Source organism: Acidaminococcus sp. BV3L6 (assembly GCF_000468835.1).
Lineage (GTDB): Bacteria > Bacillota > Negativicutes > Acidaminococcales > Acidaminococcaceae > Acidaminococcus > Acidaminococcus intestini.
On the sequence record NZ_AWUR01000047.1, the window covers coordinates 73,157 to 91,095 of the forward strand.

The window sequence follows — 17,939 nt, forward strand, 5'->3', positions numbered from 1 at the left end:
CCTATCTTTTGCGCAGTTTGCGCTGGTCCGTTACCATCTCAATGGCTCCCATGACCACGAGGAACTGGGAAACAAGGGGAATCACGAAACTGGTAAGGACTGCCAAGGGAAACCAAAAACGCGGTTTTCCCCGAACCTGTACGTACCAAAGAACCACACTGAGTCCCTGCAGCAAGAGCAGCATGCTTGCCACGGTAAAAAGGGTGTAGCCTCCCAGGAAGCCATAGCTGGTCTCATCTCCGCGAAAATAAAGCAGCGTTGCCATACCCAGTCCGTACCCTCCCAAGATCCAACGCGGCAAGGTCCACGTGGCAAAAGGAGGGAACCAAGGGTAGGGATCGCCTAACCGGGAAAGGACCTTCCGAGCCGCCCAATAATTGACGAAGGCCGAAATGGGACAGCTAAGGAGCAGTCCAGCCGGAAGGACGAGACTCAGCATATGCTGCATCCGTTCCAAGGATTCTGTGGTCATGATTCCGGAAACCCCCAGCGTATCATAGATGTCCTTGGTCATTTGAACAGATTCCGCAATGGCATGGGTAAAGGATTCCACCACATTGATGCCCATGAGGAAATAGGCTGCAAGGCCGCTGAGAACAACAGATAAAAGGGCCCCCAGACTCCCCCATAAGAGGACACTGGCAGGGGACTTCTGACGCCGCATCCCTTCCCCCATGACAAGGCCCAAGATGCCCAGAATAAGGACCTGGGTAACGGCCTGGAGGGGACTGATGAGAACAGCAACAACAGCACCGGTAACCAAAAGGCAGAGGACGCTCCACATCAGTCCATTACGCCTTCCGCATAAGATGATAGGAAGGGGCCACCAAACGCTTACGATAACATCGAGAACGGGAATATAATTGCCGATGAGGGTAAAAATCACCGCAATGGCCGCCAGGATGCCTGACTCCACAATGGCTGAAGTTTTCCGTCGAATCATGGTGTTCCTCCTTATAGATACGTCTTTTTATTTTACACCATTTACAGAGGATTGTCACCTTTTCCGGTCCCTGCTGGGAAGGATATAAGTGTCATCCATAGGTAGCCTTAAAAGAAAAACGACACTAAAAAGGCCCCCGGAAACCGGGGGCCAATCTTTTAAGATGGAGCTACCGACAGGATTTGAACCTGCGACCTGCTGATTACGAATCAGCCGCTCTACCAACTGAGCTACAGTAGCACTAACGAATGAATTTTATCATATTCCCTGATGTTGGTCAAGCCTTCTCTTTATTTTTTCGCAAATCAGGACTCAAGGTCAATCAGGTGAAATCGGGCATGGGCCAGGTCAAGCATACGGGAAGCAAGCCGCTTGCAACGGGCAAGATCCGCCGTAAAGCAAACTTCCAGGGATCCTTCCCCTTCTGTTTTGAGGAGTCCTTTGTTTTGGAGATGCTTAATAGCCTCATCCGTCGTCATTTCCGCTGGATCAAGGACCGTCACCTGAGGTCCAAAAGCGGCCGCAATCTCATCGTGGAGGAAAGGATAGTGCGTACAGGACAGCAGGAGGGTATCAATCCCATGGACCTTCATGGCATCCACATATTCCTTGATGGCTTCCTGCATTTCCGGACGACCAAATTTTTCACTTTCAATGAGCGGCACAAGTTTTGGACAGCCAAGGCCAAACACTTCAACACCGGGGTCAAGACGCTCGATTTCCCGCTTATGGGCCCCGGTGGAAACCGTAAAGTCCGTCGCAAAAAAGCCGACTTTATTGTTATGGGTGACTTCCCTGATATTGGACGCCCCCTTAGCCATGCCAATCACATCAAAGTCATAGCCATTGCGAATCGTATCAAGGCCAAGAACCGTAATGGTATTGCAGGCAACAACCAGTTCCTTGATCTTCCGACGGGCCAAGCAATCGGTCATTTCCTTCACAAACCGCTGGATTTCTTCCCGCGGCCGATCCCCGTAAGGCGTACGGGCCGTATCCCCGATAAAGATAAACTGCTCGTGGGGCATTTTCTTCTGCAACCATTTGAGGACCGTCAGGCCGCCGACACCGGAATCAATGACACCAATGGGCCTATCCTTCTCCATGCTATCCCTCCAAGATTTAACCATCTACATCAGTCATAACCGGTATTATACCATATCAGGCACCACTTGGAATGCTTTTTTAGGAGGAATCGGGCGATTTTTCCTTGCTTTCAAATTGCCTCAATATCCAATTGTGGCCGCTGTTTCCTTAAGGATCTCGGCAGACTTTTGCAGGGCGTCTCCTTCTTCTTTGCTCAGGGAAATGGGAACCACTTTTTCAATCCCCTTGGCCCCTACGATGGCAGGCACGCTGAGGGTTGCTCCCGAAAGGCCAAATTCCCCATCAAGATAAACGGATACAGGAAGCACGCTCTTTTCATCTCGGATGATGGCACTGCAGATACGGCGCACCCCCATGGCAATGCCATAATAGGTTGCCTTTTTCTTCTTGATGATTTCATAAGCACTATCCTTGACAGACTGAGCCAAGTGCTCCATGGAGGCTTTATGGTCATGATGGCCGCGAAATTCGCAGAAGCGGCTGAGCGGCATACCGGATACATAGGCACTGCTCCAAACCGGGATTTCGCTGTCACCATGTTCTCCGATGATATAAGCATCAATGTTCCGAGGATCCACGTCTAGGTGCTGACCCAAAAGATATTTAAGGCGGCCCGTATCAAGGACGGTCCCGCTCCCAAAGACGCGGCTCCGAGAAAAGCCGGACAGCTTTTGCGCGACATGGGTCAGGATATCAACGGGATTGGCCACGATAAGGAGAATGCCTTGATAATTGCGTTTGGCAATCTCAGGAATGATCGAGCTAAAAATGGCGGCATTCTTTTTTACCAGATCAAGGCGCGTTTCGCCCACCTTCTGGCTGGCGCCCGCCGTAATGACAATGATGGAGGCATCCATGATATCATCATAGTCTCCAGCGTAGATGTTCATAGGGGACGCAAAGATCATGCCGTGACCGATATCCATGGCTTCCCCTTCCGCCCGTTCCCGGTTCACATCGACAAGGACCAGTTCCGAAAAAAGTCCCTGTTCCATCAGGGCAAAGGCACTTGTAGCCCCGACCATACCGCAGCCAACAATGGCAATCTTTCGAGCATTGATTTCAGGATTCATAGCAAAGCTCCTTTCACAATATGTATTTCTTTCACGTACAGTTCTCCTCTATTGTAGGCCACCTTTTCCAGGGATTCAATGGATAGGGAAATAGTCCCACTTGCAAAAATAATTGGACGATTTAGCGCATAAAAAAGGGGACTCCCTAAGGAGCCCCAGTCAGCAAAAAAAATAAAATCTAGATAAGAAGTCAGCCCACCAGCGAGCCGATTACGTAAGCTGCCAATAAACCGGATAAAGACATGACCACATTTTGACAGACACAGAGAGATTTCATGGTTGTTCGGATATCATAGCCCATGAATTCACTAAAAACCCAAGTAAAGCTATTATTGACATGGGACCCCAAAGCAGAGCCAGCACTGATGGAAAGAAACGCCTGCAGGGGAGACAGGAGCCCCGTTTCACAAAGGGGCAGTGTAAGCCCTGCCGCCATGATTCCAGCAACGGAAGCAGATCCTTGGGCAAATTTTGAAAGACCCGTGATCAGAAAAGGAATTAGGAATACAGGAATGGGAGAGGCGGCCAGACTTTCAGCAAGGATCTTACCAACGCCAGTAACCCCAACAATATTTGCCAAAGCACCGCCTGCAGCCGTAATAAAGACAATAGGCCCCGAGGTACGGAGTGCGTCCGTCATGGGTGCATATTTTTTATCTTTCGGCAGGAAATTCCCTAAAAGAATAACGGATGAAACAATCCCTACGCAAAGCGCAATATTTTTATCACCAAAAAAGTTCAAAAGGGAAACAAGGACTGAGCCTTTTTCCAAAAAGATCCTACCTACTGAGCGAATCAAGATCAACACTATCGGGAGCAGTATGGGCGTGAGGGCTGCTCCGAAACTGGGCATGGGAGCTGACTCATCGTTCGTCTCTTCTTGAGCAGAAATATCCCGCGGAAGTTCCGTATACCACGAAGCCGGTTTCCGTTCCAAATAGTATTCCCCAAAAGCCCATACGCAAACTGTCACGAACAGCGCAGCTGGCATGCCCCATAAAATGGACGTTCCAATATCCAGCCCTAAAATGGCAATAATGGCAAGCGGCGCCGGTGTCGGTGCTACAAAAGCATTGGTTGCCAAAAGGGAACAAGCAGTCACTACGCCCATGGAACAAGCGTTCTTTCCACTTTTCCGTGCAACTGACTTAATAAGTGGGGACAGAAGTACAAGGGCAACATCACAGAAAACAGGGATGGCAATGACATATCCTGTAGCCGCTAGTGCGCCGGCAGCCCGATCTTTCCCTGTTATTTGAAGAAGCGTTTCCGCAATCCTTTGGCAGGCACGTGATTTTTCCAGGTAAATGCCTAAAATAGTGCCAAAAATAACCATAAGGCCGATATTTTTGCAGGTCTTGGCAAAGCCATCCACAATCGAGGCGATGGTTTTGTCCGTTCCCAGACCGCACCCGATCCCGATGGCAAGACTGGCAAGAAGCATACATACAAAAGGTCCCCACTTAGTTCTCATCATACACAAAAGCATAATAGCAAGACCGACAACAAAAATGAGTAAATTGGACATAAGAACCCCTTCCCTTCATCATAGATTCCGATTCATTCTTGATACGCTATATATAGCATGCTTTTCTTTTAAATGTAAAACAGTAAAAATCATGATGAATTTAAAGCAAAAACTTGATATAAAGGGATAAACCACTATAATGAGAAGAAGAAAGGGGGATATCCCATGCTGATTGGCTATGAAATGTTTCTATTAGCAGCTGAAGAGCTCAACTTTTCCCGAGCGGCAGAGCGGGCCTTTGTTACTCCACAATGCTTAAGCGACCATATCAAGAGGCTTGAAGCCCATCATCACGTCACGCTGTTTCGCCGTCGTCCTCACTTGGAATTGACCGCGGAAGGGGCTGCCATGCTGCGCTATCTATCACGAATAAAAGCACTCGAATATAGGATGAAAAATGAACTGGCAGATATCAGTCAGGGAACGCGCGGCACCATTCGTCTTGGGATTCCAACAACAAGAGGGACCATTCTCGTTCCATCCATGGTTCCCGAGTTTCAGAAACAATACCCTAACGTGGATGTCCAGGTTCGTCTCAATGATACCCATAAGTTGGAAGACCTTCTCCTCAGTGGAGAAATCGACTTGTTTCTCGGCGTCGATGCAAAGGAACATCCTTTATTCGACAAAATTGAACTGGAAAGGGAAACTCTCTATCTAGTTGTTCCGGAAACATTGCTTCGTACCTATTACGGAGATAAAACGAACGCACTCTTAGTAAAAGCTTATCAAGAGGGCATCGATTTGGCATCCCTTCCAGGAATTCCTCTTGTCCTTGGACATTCTGCTTCCACTACGACGACAGCCGTCTCAAATTTTCTGATGCAAAAGCATATTGCTGCCTCCCTGCCTATTCAGGTCAGCAACTTCAGCATTATGATTGATTTATGCAGAAGCGGTCACTATTCAACCATTTGTGCCCAATTGAACCTGCAGCAGCTCGATTGGACAGGGATACTTCCGACAAAGGAAAGACTGCATATCCTTCGCATCAAAGGACTTACCTATGAGTTAACAAATGTTATTGTATCCCATAGGGATAGCCAAAGTCTTCATTATGTTGATGAATTCAAGGATCTGCTCAAAAAATTCATCCATCTTGAGAATGCCTATGTAGCTTTACAGCTGCAAAAACTGCAAAACACAATGATCAGTAGATAAAAAAGGAACCCTGCAACAGATTTCTCACTGCTGCAGGGTTCCTTCCGTGTCCTTATTTTATTTTTGCGTATTTGGTTGGCCACACATCCTTAGGGATGGGGCATTCATAGGATGTTCCACCCAGCCGGCCGGACAGTTCCTGTTTGGCCCGGTCAAGAAGTGCAGGCTCTTCCATGACTTTCTTCGTGCTTTCCGCCATGACGCGAGCCGCGTAGTACATCCCCGAAAGAGCTACTGGACTCTGACCCATAGCCACCCACTGCCAGGAATGAGCGGTTGTACCAATAGGGAAGGTTGCCGTGTAGCACTGGGCAAGAGGAGTCACATAACTTACGTCCCCTGTATCAGACGATCCCATTTGAGTAATGGAATTGGGCTGGAAGGGAACAATGAATTCTCCAAAACGATCCTTCTTGATAAGATTTTCCAAAAACTCCCGATCAAGAAGGGGCGTCATACCCGGATCATGAAGGATATTTTCTTCCGGCACGGTCTTTTGGAATTTTTCCAAATACGCTTTTTCTTCCGCCGTGCGTTTCGGTGCGCCCACTTCCACCATGGCTTCATGCATAACCGCTGCAAGCGTATCGTTCCGCACCAAATTTGATACGGCCTTGTCAAAACGGAGGGAAACGGATGTTTCCGTCATAAGAACCGCCCCTTGGGCAATCTTCTGTACCCTTTCATAAAGCCGTTTCGCTTCGGCGTTGCTCTTGCTGCGGATAAGATAGAGAACCTCGGCATGCTCCTGAACGACATTCGGGGAAACCCCGCCCGTATCAAGGACTGCATAATGGACGCGTTCATAATCTGCCATATGTTCCCGAAGATAGTTCACGCCCACATTCATCAGTTCCACCGCGTCAAGGGCACTGCGGCCCTTTTCTGGAGAGGCTGCCGCGTGGGAAGCCTGACCGGTAAAGGTAAAGGCCGCCTGGATATTGGCTTGGTTACTGCCTGTTGCAACAGCATTCATCGTTGCCGGATGCCACGTAAAGGCAGCATCCACATCGTCAAAAAGGCCTTCCCTCGCCATATAGGCCTTCCCGCTTCCGCCTTCTTCGGCAGGACAGCCATAGACCCGCACCGTCCCCTTGTCAGGATGGGCTTTTAAATAATCCCGGAGCAAAAGACCAGCTCCAATGGCGGCCGTTCCCAAAAGACAGTGGCCGCAGCCGTGTCCGCACGAGGTCCCAGACCGTGGCTTTTTTTCTGCCACGTCAAGTTCTTGGCTAAGACCGGACAGGGCGTCATATTCGGCGAGGATGCCGATAATGGGATGCCCAGACCCAAATTCCGCTACATAGGAGGTTTTCATGCCAGCAAGACCTTCTTTTACGGTAAAGCCTTCCTGACGCAGAAAATCCGTCATGGCCTTAGCCGATTTTGTCTCGGCAAATTTCAGTTCAGCCGCGTCCCAGATCACGGCATTGAGGGCCTTTAGTTTTTCCTCGTAGTTATGGGGAAGATATGCTGTCTGTTCCATGCTGCTACCTCTTTTCCTTGTTATGATCTCCGGGCATCAAGGGCCGACAGCAGCCGCTCCCGGGCAAGTTCATAACAGGCATTGACATAATCACGGCCCGTCTTGCTCACAAGTTTGTAGCCAATAAGGGCCGCCGTCGCCTGCCCCACAACGGGAACGACTTTGAGAAAGGTCCGGGCCACGAGCTGCCGACCTGCATTCTTTAGGATAAGATTGATGCCTTCCCTGCTCATGCCGCCTAGGACAAGGCGTTTATCCTTATCAGACACTTTTTTGCTTGACGCAATGATTTCTTCCGTAATGCCAAAGGTCTCCCGAATGTTGTTATAAAGCTGATACAAGATCATAAAATCCACAGCCGCATCAACAGCGATGATAGGATTGAGTCCATTATACGCAGAATAAGTAGCACTGCGCTTGACAAAAGTCATGGCCGCCGCCTTTTTGGCCTCAAGCTGTTCCTTTGTCCGCGCTTCAGCTGTCAGGATATATTTTTCTCTCCGAGCTTCATTCATCTTGCTCATGATGACATCATTCAGGACATCGATGCCCACCGGCCGATCCTTACGGGCCGACACAAAAACCAGATCGATATCCCGCGTACCCAGCTGCGTTTCCACATCACGGCGGATAACGGCCTCACACTCTTCCAAGGTCCGGCCTTCCTCATAGATCAAGTCAATTTTGCTGCGAACAAAGATGCAGGGCTTTTTCAGGGCTTCCAACATGCAGAATAGCCGTGTGTCAGCAGCCCGCAGCTTATCAGAAAAGACGCAGAGAAAAAGGTCGTATTGAAAAGGCCGGAACCGTTCGAGAAAAGCTTCTTCCGGGAATCCATCCGTTCCATAGCCAGGAAGATCGATAAACGTCACATCCCCATTTTCCACAACCACAGCGTCGGTCGTCGGTTCCATCAGTTCACCCGTCTTTACAGCCTCCCGTCCGCAGACGGCATTGATCAGGCTTGATTTCCCGCTTCCAGGTTGGCCAAAAAGGACAATGCGCACATTCTCCTCATCAATTTCTTTTTCAATTTTCTTGATATCTTCACGTTCTGTGCTCATGGGTCCCCCACTCGATTTCTGTCTGGAGCCGTCTGCGGGCATACTCGTAACAGATCCTGACATATTCTTTTCCAACATAATACATACTGCCCGCATTCATCAATGAAGCGGCAGCGGCCCCGGCAAGGGGAATAAATTTGGCTGCCTTCTCTCCGGCCCGTTTGCGTAAGAGGAGGCTCAGGCCCTTGGTCACGCGCTCGCCTGTAACCCCACCGGCCACTTTTTTTACAAGATTTACTCGGTTTCCTTCGATAGGAAGATCCCATTTCCCTAAGCCAAAATCCGTCCGGATTCCCTGATACATTTCCTTGAGGATACGCGCGTCAATAACAGCATCCATACCGACAACAGGATTAAGGCCGTTGGCGGCCGCCATGGCTGTATACTTACGCACCCGACGGTCTGCCGCCCGACGCTTCAAAAGAAGGGTATGCTCCGTATACGCTTTTGCATGACGGGCATACCGGTCTTTCAAAGCCGGCTCCAAATGATCCATGATGGCTTCCTGAAGATTCGGGATGCCTCGTTTTTGGGCATTGCCCCAATCCTTTCGGCAGCTCGTAAAATAAAGCGGAGCACAAGGTCCTACCTGATGACGGACATCTTTTTGGATTTCCTCTTCAAGACTTTTTAAGGACCGAAAAGGAGCATAAAGCCCATCGATCTTATTGCGCACAAAAAGGCAGACCCTGCCCAGCCGCTGGAGACGGGAAAAAAACTCTGTATCAGCCTCCGTAAGCTTGCCCGAAAAAATGCAGAGAAAAAGGTCGTATTGGAGGGGATCAAAATGGCTGAAATAGCCTTTTTTGGGAAAACGCGCCGTATCATAGCCAGGCAGGTCCACGTAGACAACACTTCCCGATTCGATGACTTGGGCCTCCTTGGTCGTATCCGTCCCGGTTCCAACCTTGGCTTTTTTCTCCCCTATCAGTTCATTGATAAGGGAACTTTTGCCGGCACCGGGCTGCCCAAAAAGGCAAATCCGAACTTTTTGTTCCTTTTCTTTCTGCCAGGCTTCCAAAAAACGAAAAGCAAGTTCACCATAGACATCATGGGGAATCTTGGAGGCAGGGGCAGTTGGTTTGACCGCGTCCGTGCGAAAAGAGGCAGCCTTTTTCTTATGGAACGGACCTGTAAAACGGCTCGCAAGGTCCATCAAATATGCTTTTCTAAGCTGGGAAAGCTTCATCTTTCCACCGTCCTTTGCGTGCTATGGGCCCCAGGCCCAATGGGATGTTCCAAATTGGGATAGATTATCTTTTATTATAGCATAAGCAGGGCACTTCCTGCGGAAACTTCCCCCGATTCCCATCCTACTTTGAGACTCAAGGTTTAGGGACAAAAATTTGGACAGCCCCCGGTCTTGAAGGAAAAGAGGCAGCCTGACGCTGGGGCGTGCCGCTGTAGGGACGGGGCTGGCGCACCAAAAATGGCTGCTTTTCCTCGGGCCCCACAGCCGTAGGAAGGTGGGCGCTTTGGGGCGGGAGGAGGGGCCGTACCGTGCGAAAGACAGGGGTCCTCCTGCGCATGATGCCATAAATAGGACGATAAAATCCAGTTTCAGGCGCCAACAGTCCCTGCGGCTGATTGCGCAGCCGGATGGTCCAAAGGGGCGGGTCATCATAAAAAGAAGGACGCTCTACCGTAAGGGGCATGAGATCTTCCCTGTAAAGCGGCAGGGATCCGTATTTTGTAAGAATTTTCGCCGCACTTACGTTCCCGTTGCTGAAAAAAAGCAGGGAAATCGTCAAAAGGCTCCCTCCAAGCCACCTGATCCACAGTCTTTGTTTTTCCATGTTTCTCACCTCATTTTCTGTTGGGGCCATTCCCCAAAAAAAGAAAGAAGGAACCCTGATTCCCCAGAGTTCCCCTATAAGTTATATTTTATCAAAAGAACGGAGCGGAGGAAAGGGGCCTTTCCCTAAGCGTAAAATGTTTCTTGATAGGGTATACATAATACTTGCAAAATAAAGGAGAGCCCCCTATTGTTAAGATAGTGTTGACGGCACGAATATCAGGACAAGGGAAGATCTCCCATAGAATGGATTATATCAGATGTCATCAAAATAATAAAAAAGGAGGGTAAGAACAAAATTGGGATGAAGGAAGGTCCTCTGGGCCTTCCTTCTAAACACCATGATTGCCATTATTGTCCTTTTCCCAAATCGGTCATAAAAGACCTACTTATGATATAATAAGACTGTTTCTCATCCTTAAAAGAGCTCCGATTGGTTCACTGCTGGCTTTCGCCGCTCTTTATGGAAGGGCAGGAGCACGTCCCAAGACCAATGGTCAAGAACATATGGAGGAACAAATTTACAGCCTTGACGGGATTTTTCTGTCATCTGCCGATTCAGGATTTTCTGTTAGAGGGGCAGATGCTGCGAAGGGTTACCATCTTTATTTGGTTTTGCAGATCTGGTGCCTTACTCGTTCTCATGTGATATCACCGAGTTTGCTGTAATCATTATTTTACTGGAAATCTATTTATTTTGGAAAGTGAGGTGAATGGGGCATTTCTCCCCGACCTAAAAAGCCGGGGTATCCTGCCCCACATCGAAATGAAAAAAATCCTCTTTTTGACGACAGGCGGCACCATTTCCTGCGTTGCCACGGAAGATGGCCTGGAGCCTACCCTTTCCGGCAATGACATCCTTACATCCGTCCCTGAGCTGCGCACGCTTGGAGAAATTACCGTAAAAGACCTGACCAAGATCGATTCCAGCAATGTGGTCCCGCAAGACTGGAGCAGCTGGGCGACCCTTATTGGGGATAACTATACGGAATATGATGGCTTCGTCCTTACCCATGGAACGGATACCATGGCCTACACAGCCTCTGCGCTCTCCTACATGCTTGTAAATCTGGGAAAACCAGTCGTCCTCACCGGCTCACAAGTACCTTTGTCACTATCCAACTCCGATGCCCGCAGCAACTTGGAACTGGCCTTTACCATCGCGTCAAGCGGCCTTCCCGGCGTATTTGTCGCCTTTGGCAATAAAGTCATCAAAGGCGACTGCTGCAAAAAAATCTTTACCCGCAATTTCAATGCTTTTGAGAGCGTCAATGAAGCACCGGTTCTCTTTTTTGATAAAAACGGCATTAAAAAGAACCTCCCCGACCGACGGAATGTGGGAGGGTTCCGTGTTGAAAGCAAGATGGAAGAAAAAGTCATGGCACTTACGGTCACGCCTGGACTCAAACCTGACATCATCGACTATGCGGTCCAACGCGGCTACAAGGGCATCGTCCTTGAATGCTATGGCGCGGGCGGCGTCAATACAGGCCGGGATAACCTCCTGCCCGCCATCCGCCGAGCCATCAAGGCCGGAGTACGTATGGTCTGTGTCTCCCAGTGCCTTTTTGATGGAGTTGACCTGTCCCTTTATCCCATGGGGATCCTCGCCGCCCAAGCAGGGGTCGAATCAGGCGGTCCCATGACCTTGGAAGCAGCCGTCACCAAACTTATGTGGAGCCTTGCCAATCCGGCCCTAGAGAAAAACTGAAGGTAAGGTCTAGCAACCACAGGGGAAAGCCAGTCTTTCCCCTGTATTTTCTTTCCTATTTACGTTAACCTTATTTATTAAAATGGTATACATATTTTTTGATTGGGGCTATACTACTCCTATCCTATCGACCTAAGGAGGGTTCCCCATTGCAATCCACATATTCTCATGCTCCCCTTGCCAGCTCCTCTGGAGCACGCCTTCGGCACCGCGTCGAAAAAAGGCTCCGCACCCTGCACGCAGCCGGTCTTGCGCGGACCATCACAGACCTTGACATGATTGGTCCCGTTACGGCAAGAAGCCGCAGCGGCCAGATCTACACCGTCTTTTCAAGCAACAATTATCTCGGCTTGACCCACCATCCAAAAGTACTGCAGGCCGCGGCTGACGCCTTGATAAAAGGGGGAACGTCCTCCACGGGATCGCGCCTCATTTCAGGAGGAATCGCCCGAGGAAGTGACCTTGAAAAAAAACTTGCCCGCTTCAAAGGCTGTGAAGCAGCGCTTCTTTTCAATACCGGCTACCTGGCGAACTTAGGCGCCCTCTACACACTTCTCAAAAAAGGTGACCTTGTTTTCAGTGATGAGCTGAACCATGCCAGCATCATCGATGGCTGCCGGATCAGCGGCGCCGAGGTCATCGTCTATCGTCATAATGATATGACGGACCTGGAACAAAAGCTAGCTACCTACGCCAGCAATCAAACAGCTGTCAAACTCATTGTTACAGACGGCGTTTTCAGTATGGATGGCGACCTTTGCAGGCTGCCGGAACTGGCAGCGCTCAAAAATCGATATGGAACGCTCCTGATGGTGGACGACGCCCACGCAGAAGGCGTCATTGGACCTGGTGGAAGAGGAACGGAAGCCTATTTTGGTCTTCAAGGCACCATCGATATCCAAACAGGGACTCTCAGTAAAAGCCTCGCCTCAGAAGGAGGCTATGTGGCTTCCTCCAAGGAAATCATTGCCTACCTTACTTGCCGCGCCAGGCCCTTTGTTTTTAGCACCTTCATCAGCCCCCATGATACAGCGGCGGCTTATGCCGCACTCCAAGTCCTTCAGGAAGAAGGGCCCATCCTCATGAAAACACTGCGCGAACACACAAGGTTCATGCGGGAGGGACTCCACACCTTGAAGCTCCCCGTTCTTCCAGGAATAACGCCCCTGATTCCCATTATAGTTGGGTCTGTAGAAAGAGCAGCCGCCATTGATGCCTTTCTCAAGGAAAGAGGCATCCTGCTATCTGCTATCCGACCGCCGTCTGTTCCCATGGGTACCGCCAGGCTGCGTCTCACGCTTTCAGCAGCCCACACAAAGCCTCAGCTTCAGCAGGTTCTTTCCCTTCTCAAAGAAGCTTGGCAGCAAATTCCATAAACAAGGCTCCGCTAAAAAGGATCTTTTTTAGCGGAGCCCTATTCATAAGAAAAAAGCATATACAGGATATTTTCATTACTGCAGCCACGTGTCGCCGGCTTTGCCCCATCCCAGTAAGAAGAGAATGAGTTTTTTCATGATGAGGACCTTCTTTCTTCATAACCCCCGTTCAGCAAGTTCCCCACCGTCTGATTCCGGCCTGCCTTCGATTTACGTTAAAGCAGCCAAAGTTTTTTCATATTGCGCATCCGACACTTCCTCAAGCCACTCATTGGATGTATTGACGCCTTCGGGATCCATGGCCAGATGGCTGAACCAGGCATCGGCCACGGCACCATGCCAGTGCTTGACCCCCGCTGGAATGTGAACGACCGATCCTGGCAGCATGAGGACGGGTTTCTTCCCCCAAGCTTGATAGATACCTTTTCCGCCGACACAGATGAGAAGCTGGCCCCCTCCTTTATCGGCGTGGTGGATATGCCAGTTATTCCGGCATTTAGGTTCAAAGGTCACATTGTAAATGGGAACCTGTTCCGTCGAAACAGGGGCCAGATAGCTTTGCCCCTTGAAATATTTGGCATAGGCGTCATTTGGCCCACCAATCGGAAACATGAGCTCTTGAGCAAACCGCTCCTTTTCAGTAAGGGCGGGAGCCGCATCTTTCCATACAGCCCCAGCAAGTCCAAAAGCAGCCCAGGCCTTGGGCCAGCCCGCATAAAAGCCAACCTGGGTCAAGATACCGGCGATTTCCGCTTTGCTGACACCATGATTCTTGGCATTTTGGAGATGGTAAGACAAGGATCCATCCGTTATCCCCATGGACACAAGGCTCGTCACCGTAATAATGCAGCGCGTTTTGACATCCACACTGGGGTCGTTCCACACCTTGCCAAAAAGAAAATCATCATTGGCCTCGGCAAAAAGCGGGGCAAAATCCCCTAATTGGGTCCGTCCAGCAGTCTGGACAATCTTTTTCTCCATATAGATTCAACTCCTTATTGATTACGCAGTCCTTTGCACAGATATCGCTGCCTTTGAGTATAAAGAGATTGAATACCCATTTCCAATACTTCTTTTTCATCCTTGCCCATGCTCCAAAAGCATAGGCAAGGAGATGGTGCTCATTACCCTTGAGGCATCAGGAAAAAAGCTTTTCCACAATGCCCTTTTGATGAACCTTGCTGTGGAGGATTTCCCCAGTCTGTGCGTTTAGAAGGAACTCATAACTCATATTTCCTTGATCCACTCTGGCTTCGTAGAATACAGGACGATGGGAACCCATCGGTCCTGCCATAGGCTGCATGCCTTGAGGAGGAAGTGCCTTGTTTTGTGCAGTCGGTGCAGCAAAATCAGCAGGATTGCCGCCCGTAGGAGCGGGGGCCTGATCAGATGCCTTATTGGGGCCTTCCTGAGGGGTCAATTGAGGCGTCCTTGGGTCCTCCCCTCCCCTTACACGGTCACGATTGTCATGATCTTTTTTGAAGAACTTGCGGTCATGATCCCTTTTTTCTTTATCTTTATGCTCTTTGTGCTCCCGCAAATCAGGTTTTGCCTCTGCAAGGCGCAGTCCTTTCAGCGTAACGCTCCCTTCATCAGTACCGAGCAGGCTCGCAATCTTACCGAGCACTTCATCACTTGAAAGAAGGGGTTCATTTCGCTCCACTGCCAGTTTTTGGGCAAGTTCCACTTTGGCAGCAGCTTCCGCCTGCCGACGGTCAAAACGCATCTTTTTCAAGGTCACCTTTCCTGCTCCCGCAGCTACAGCAACAAGAACAACCACGGCTGCCCCTTTCTTAAGGTTGCGGGGTGAAAACCCTTTTTTGCAAAGGGCGGTCATTTTCTTTGACACACATTCCCATTTTTCAATTTTTTTCTCATCCATGATAAGATTCCTCCCTTTTTCCGGATAAGGTAACGGGATCTGCCCGTTTTATTGAATCCGTGTTGTTGAACCTTATCATAGAGGGAACGCATGAAGTCCCTATGAAAGAAACTTGAACATCTTATTACATGTCATAAAAATTTTAAAAACAAATGAAAAGGGCTGTGAAACGATGGAAAGCTCATACAGCTTCACAGCCCCTTAAGGCACAAGGCGTTATTTTCCACGAACGATTTGATTGGCAGCCGCTTTGGTCAGCGCGCTCTGGGAATGATAGGAATAGGTATAGATGCCATCTTCCCAAGTAAGGGTCCGGTAGGCATCTTTATCACCGCGGCCGCGGATTTTATAGGAACCATCGATCCAATGGGTATCAACGGCATACTTGGTGTAATCCCCACTGATATCACCAGCCGATCCCTTTTGTGTCCTGTACAGGGATCCATCTGCATAGTTGATCTGGGCAAGGCCATCCGAAAAGAGATACATGCCGGCAACCTTTTTATTTTTCAAAGAAGCCGGTACCTTAATCGTATGCCCCACCTTCTTTTCCATTTCGGTCAGGGAGCTGTATTCCACCATGGGATTGGGGGCTTGTGTTTGGCTTTTTTCAGCAGCGGCTTCTGTTAACAGACGTGCCGCATCCTGAAGCTGGGATTTTTGTACGGTAATGGAAATCGTTTTGCCTTCAATCTTTACCTCATTGAAAAAGACACCAAAAAGGGACACAGGAACGTATGTCACGCCCTCAACGACCTGGGGCGCATTCGTAAATTTATACGCGGCATCAAGGTTTATAACTTTAAGCTTGCCTTTTCTCTGATAGAGGGTTTCACCGGGACGAAATTCCATGGACGCAATACTCATATCCAGTTTTGAAGATGCCGTTTCTGGATTCCAGGAAACAGTATACCCCAATGCTTCTGCCACAAGACGCAGTGGAACCATGGTTTCCTTTTGACGCACAAGAACTGGCGTTGGCAATGAGGCGGCATCAAGGGTCTTGCCGTTTACAATGAGGACATGGTCTTTCTGGAAGACGCCAACCTCCTCCTTCGGACTGCTTTTTACTACAGCTGCCGGAGCCGCGTCTTTAGACGCGCTAGGGGAAGCGGCGGCGGCAAAGCTAAGGGAAGGAGCGGCAAGAAAGCCGCAAAGAACAAGGGCTGTCAGTCTTTGATTCATAGCAATTCCTTCTTTCTATCGTAACGATGTTCTCTTTTCATTGTACCACAAAGAATAGACAATGCAGGGATAAATCGCTTCCTTCGTCTGCCGCTCAGCGGTTTGTCCTAAGCATCTATCCTTTCAAGATCAGCCCTTATCAGAGGCAAACACATCCCGGATCATGACTTCCAGTTGACGGATATAAAGCGGTTGATCTGCCTCACGGTGCGTGACAAGATCAAGACGCAAGGTTTCTGTCAGCTCCTTGATGGCAAGAATACGCAGGGGATTTCCCGCTGTTTCCGCTCCGTGGAAACGGGCCATTTCGACAAGACTTTCCGCCAGGTACATCCCTACAAGCCCCGTCCCGCAAAGCCGGATCTGCGCATTGGAATCGCTGACCCTCACAAGCGTATCCTGAACGAGGTTCCGCTTTTTTTCATAACGCTCCACAACGGTGACAAGGGTACTTGCTTCCGCATTCTGTACGAGAGGGAGCGTATCATACTCCTTCATGTCGATGATGCCGGTCCGCAGTGTCTTGGGATAAGCGCCTGGACTTTTGGCGTGGGCTTTAAGGTAGGAATCCGTTGCAAGGAAAAAAACCTTCTCTTCCTTTAACGGGGTGAAGACAAGATCCCTGTCCACGGGACAATTGACGCCTACCAGAAAGTCAATTTTCCCATCAAGAAGGCGACGAGCTTGGTTTTTCACATCATCAATGACCACCTTCAGCGTCACATGAGGAAATTTTCGATGGTATGCTTCATACAAACGCGGCAGAAAGAACTGGACACGCCCGGCATTCATGCCAAGGGTCACTTCCCCCTGCGTCCCTTCCCGAATGGCTTCGATATTTTCCCGGCAGGATCGCTCAATCAATTCAATGCGGCGCAGGGAGCGATAAAGAACCTTACCGGCAGGGGTCAGCGCCATGTAAGGGACTCGTTCAAAAAGGGGCGCCCCCATTCGTATTTCCAGTTTCTTGATATGGGCACTCAAGCACTGCTGAGTCACATAGGCCCGTTTAGCGGCACGGGTAAAGTTCAGTTCCTCCGCGGCAAGGAGAAACATTTCCGAGTCCGTATCCAATCACATCACCTCCAAGATGAGGTTATTATATCACAAATAAATAATTGTGATGCTCTATATATTTCCTTTTAATCTATTGTAGAATCTCCTCTTTCATGGTAGAGTATGACCATCAAAGGAACCGCGACTTCCTTTGATGCCATGTATGGAGATCACGAGAGTGGAAGGGCCTCCACGATTATCTTCTCTCTTGTGCACTGCATGAGTGAACCCCCTTTCAACATTTTCCTTTTCTAATGACAAAGAACCCCTGCGCAGCGGCGTGCGCAGGGGTTCTTTGTCATTACCGGCGAAAACGGTAACCGGCACCCCAAACCGTTTCAATATAGTACGGTTTGGATGAATCCTCCTCAATCTTTTCCCGGATTCGATTGATATGAACGGAGACAGTAGAGGTATCACCCAAGGAATCTTCGCCCCATACCCGCTCAAAGAGCGTATCCTTGCTGAATACGATGCCTGGATTCTTGGCAAGAAAAGCAAGCAGTTCAAATTCTTTGTTGGGAAGAAGGATTTCTTTATCCTGTAAAAAGACCTGATGTGAAGATAAGTCT

Annotated in this window: 16 protein-coding genes and 1 tRNA gene; 3 read left to right on the top strand and 14 right to left on the bottom strand. The window is 49.4% G+C overall.

Annotated elements, in window-relative coordinates; genetic code table 11:
• Nucleotide 1: 1 nt before the first annotated feature.
• The 5 genes from HMPREF1246_RS08645 to HMPREF1246_RS08665 all read right to left on the bottom strand — a co-directional run bounded on the left by HMPREF1246_RS08645 (nucleotide 2) and on the right by HMPREF1246_RS08665 (nucleotide 4,651).
• Nucleotides 2–943 carry a YybS family protein gene (locus tag HMPREF1246_RS08645; RefSeq protein ID WP_009015033.1) on the bottom strand — a complete coding sequence of 314 codons (942 nt, stop codon included), beginning with the start codon at nucleotides 941–943 and terminating at the stop codon, nucleotides 2–4.
• 164 nt (nucleotides 944–1,107) lie between these two features.
• A tRNA-Thr gene (locus HMPREF1246_RS08650) sits at nucleotides 1,108–1,183 on the bottom strand.
• 65 nt (nucleotides 1,184–1,248) lie between these two features.
• A complete protein-coding gene (gene murI, locus HMPREF1246_RS08655) occupies nucleotides 1,249–2,049 on the bottom strand; it encodes a glutamate racemase (protein ID WP_021737252.1) in 801 nt (266 codons plus the stop codon).
• 120 nt (nucleotides 2,050–2,169) lie between these two features.
• On the bottom strand, nucleotides 2,170–3,123 hold the full coding sequence (locus tag HMPREF1246_RS08660; RefSeq protein WP_021737270.1) for an L-lactate dehydrogenase: 954 nt from the start codon (nucleotides 3,121–3,123) through the stop codon (nucleotides 2,170–2,172).
• Nucleotides 3,124–3,313: 190 nt separating this feature from the next.
• Entirely contained in the window at nucleotides 3,314–4,651 is a 1,338-nt protein-coding gene (locus HMPREF1246_RS08665; RefSeq protein ID WP_009015030.1) for a GntP family permease, read from the bottom strand.
• A 165-nt stretch (nucleotides 4,652–4,816) separates the two neighbouring features.
• Between HMPREF1246_RS08665 and HMPREF1246_RS08670 the strand changes: the two genes are divergently transcribed.
• Nucleotides 4,817–5,812, top strand: coding sequence for a LysR family transcriptional regulator (locus HMPREF1246_RS08670; RefSeq protein ID WP_021737253.1), 996 nt, complete (start codon nucleotides 4,817–4,819; stop codon nucleotides 5,810–5,812).
• Between the two features lie 52 nt (nucleotides 5,813–5,864).
• On the opposite strand, the gene HMPREF1246_RS08675 is transcribed toward HMPREF1246_RS08670, so the two are convergent.
• The 4 genes from HMPREF1246_RS08675 to HMPREF1246_RS08690 all read right to left on the bottom strand — a co-directional run bounded on the left by HMPREF1246_RS08675 (nucleotide 5,865) and on the right by HMPREF1246_RS08690 (nucleotide 10,158).
• The gene (locus HMPREF1246_RS08675) at nucleotides 5,865–7,298 is read right to left on the bottom strand and encodes an amidohydrolase (protein ID WP_021737250.1); all 1,434 of its coding nucleotides are present in this window, start codon (nucleotides 7,296–7,298) and stop codon (nucleotides 5,865–5,867) included.
• A 20-nt stretch (nucleotides 7,299–7,318) separates the two neighbouring features.
• Nucleotides 7,319–8,362 carry a GTPase domain-containing protein gene (locus HMPREF1246_RS08680; RefSeq protein ID WP_021737260.1) on the bottom strand — a complete coding sequence of 348 codons (1,044 nt, stop codon included), beginning with the start codon at nucleotides 8,360–8,362 and terminating at the stop codon, nucleotides 7,319–7,321.
• A complete protein-coding gene (locus HMPREF1246_RS08685) occupies nucleotides 8,346–9,518 on the bottom strand; it encodes a GTPase (RefSeq protein WP_231368270.1) in 1,173 nt (390 codons plus the stop codon). Before HMPREF1246_RS08685 ends, HMPREF1246_RS08680 begins: the two co-directional genes overlap by 17 nt.
• Nucleotides 9,519–9,687: 169 nt before the next feature.
• Entirely contained in the window at nucleotides 9,688–10,158 is a 471-nt protein-coding gene (locus tag HMPREF1246_RS08690; RefSeq protein WP_016459871.1) for a hypothetical protein, read from the bottom strand.
• A 765-nt stretch (nucleotides 10,159–10,923) separates the two neighbouring features.
• On the opposite strand from HMPREF1246_RS08690, the gene HMPREF1246_RS08695 reads away from it, so the two are divergent.
• Together HMPREF1246_RS08695 and HMPREF1246_RS08700 are read left to right on the top strand one after the other, a co-directional pair.
• Nucleotides 10,924–11,868: an asparaginase gene (locus HMPREF1246_RS08695; RefSeq protein ID WP_035195945.1), complete on the top strand. Its 945-nt coding sequence runs from the start codon at nucleotides 10,924–10,926 to the stop codon at nucleotides 11,866–11,868.
• A gap of 149 nt (nucleotides 11,869–12,017) precedes the next feature.
• Nucleotides 12,018–13,244 carry an aminotransferase class I/II-fold pyridoxal phosphate-dependent enzyme gene (locus tag HMPREF1246_RS08700; RefSeq protein WP_021737266.1) on the top strand — a complete coding sequence of 409 codons (1,227 nt, stop codon included), beginning with the start codon at nucleotides 12,018–12,020 and terminating at the stop codon, nucleotides 13,242–13,244.
• Nucleotides 13,245–13,454: 210 nt separating this feature from the next.
• On the opposite strand, the gene HMPREF1246_RS08705 is transcribed toward HMPREF1246_RS08700, so the two are convergent.
• From HMPREF1246_RS08705 to HMPREF1246_RS08725, 5 genes are all read right to left on the bottom strand, one after another.
• Nucleotides 13,455–14,225, bottom strand: a complete 771-nt coding sequence (locus HMPREF1246_RS08705) for a carboxymuconolactone decarboxylase family protein (protein WP_021737259.1) — start codon at nucleotides 14,223–14,225, stop codon at nucleotides 13,455–13,457.
• 157 nt (nucleotides 14,226–14,382) lie between these two features.
• The gene (locus tag HMPREF1246_RS08710; RefSeq protein ID WP_009015021.1) at nucleotides 14,383–15,126 is read right to left on the bottom strand and encodes a DUF3824 domain-containing protein; all 744 of its coding nucleotides are present in this window, start codon (nucleotides 15,124–15,126) and stop codon (nucleotides 14,383–14,385) included.
• 216 nt (nucleotides 15,127–15,342) lie between these two features.
• Nucleotides 15,343–16,311, bottom strand: coding sequence for a stalk domain-containing protein (locus HMPREF1246_RS08715; RefSeq protein WP_009015020.1), 969 nt, complete (start codon nucleotides 16,309–16,311; stop codon nucleotides 15,343–15,345).
• A gap of 129 nt (nucleotides 16,312–16,440) precedes the next feature.
• A complete protein-coding gene (locus tag HMPREF1246_RS08720; protein WP_014129182.1) occupies nucleotides 16,441–17,385 on the bottom strand; it encodes a LysR family transcriptional regulator in 945 nt (314 codons plus the stop codon).
• A 283-nt stretch (nucleotides 17,386–17,668) separates the two neighbouring features.
• A partial coding sequence (locus HMPREF1246_RS08725; RefSeq protein WP_021737256.1) for a winged helix-turn-helix domain-containing protein occupies nucleotides 17,669–17,939 on the bottom strand: 271 nt, incomplete at its 5' end.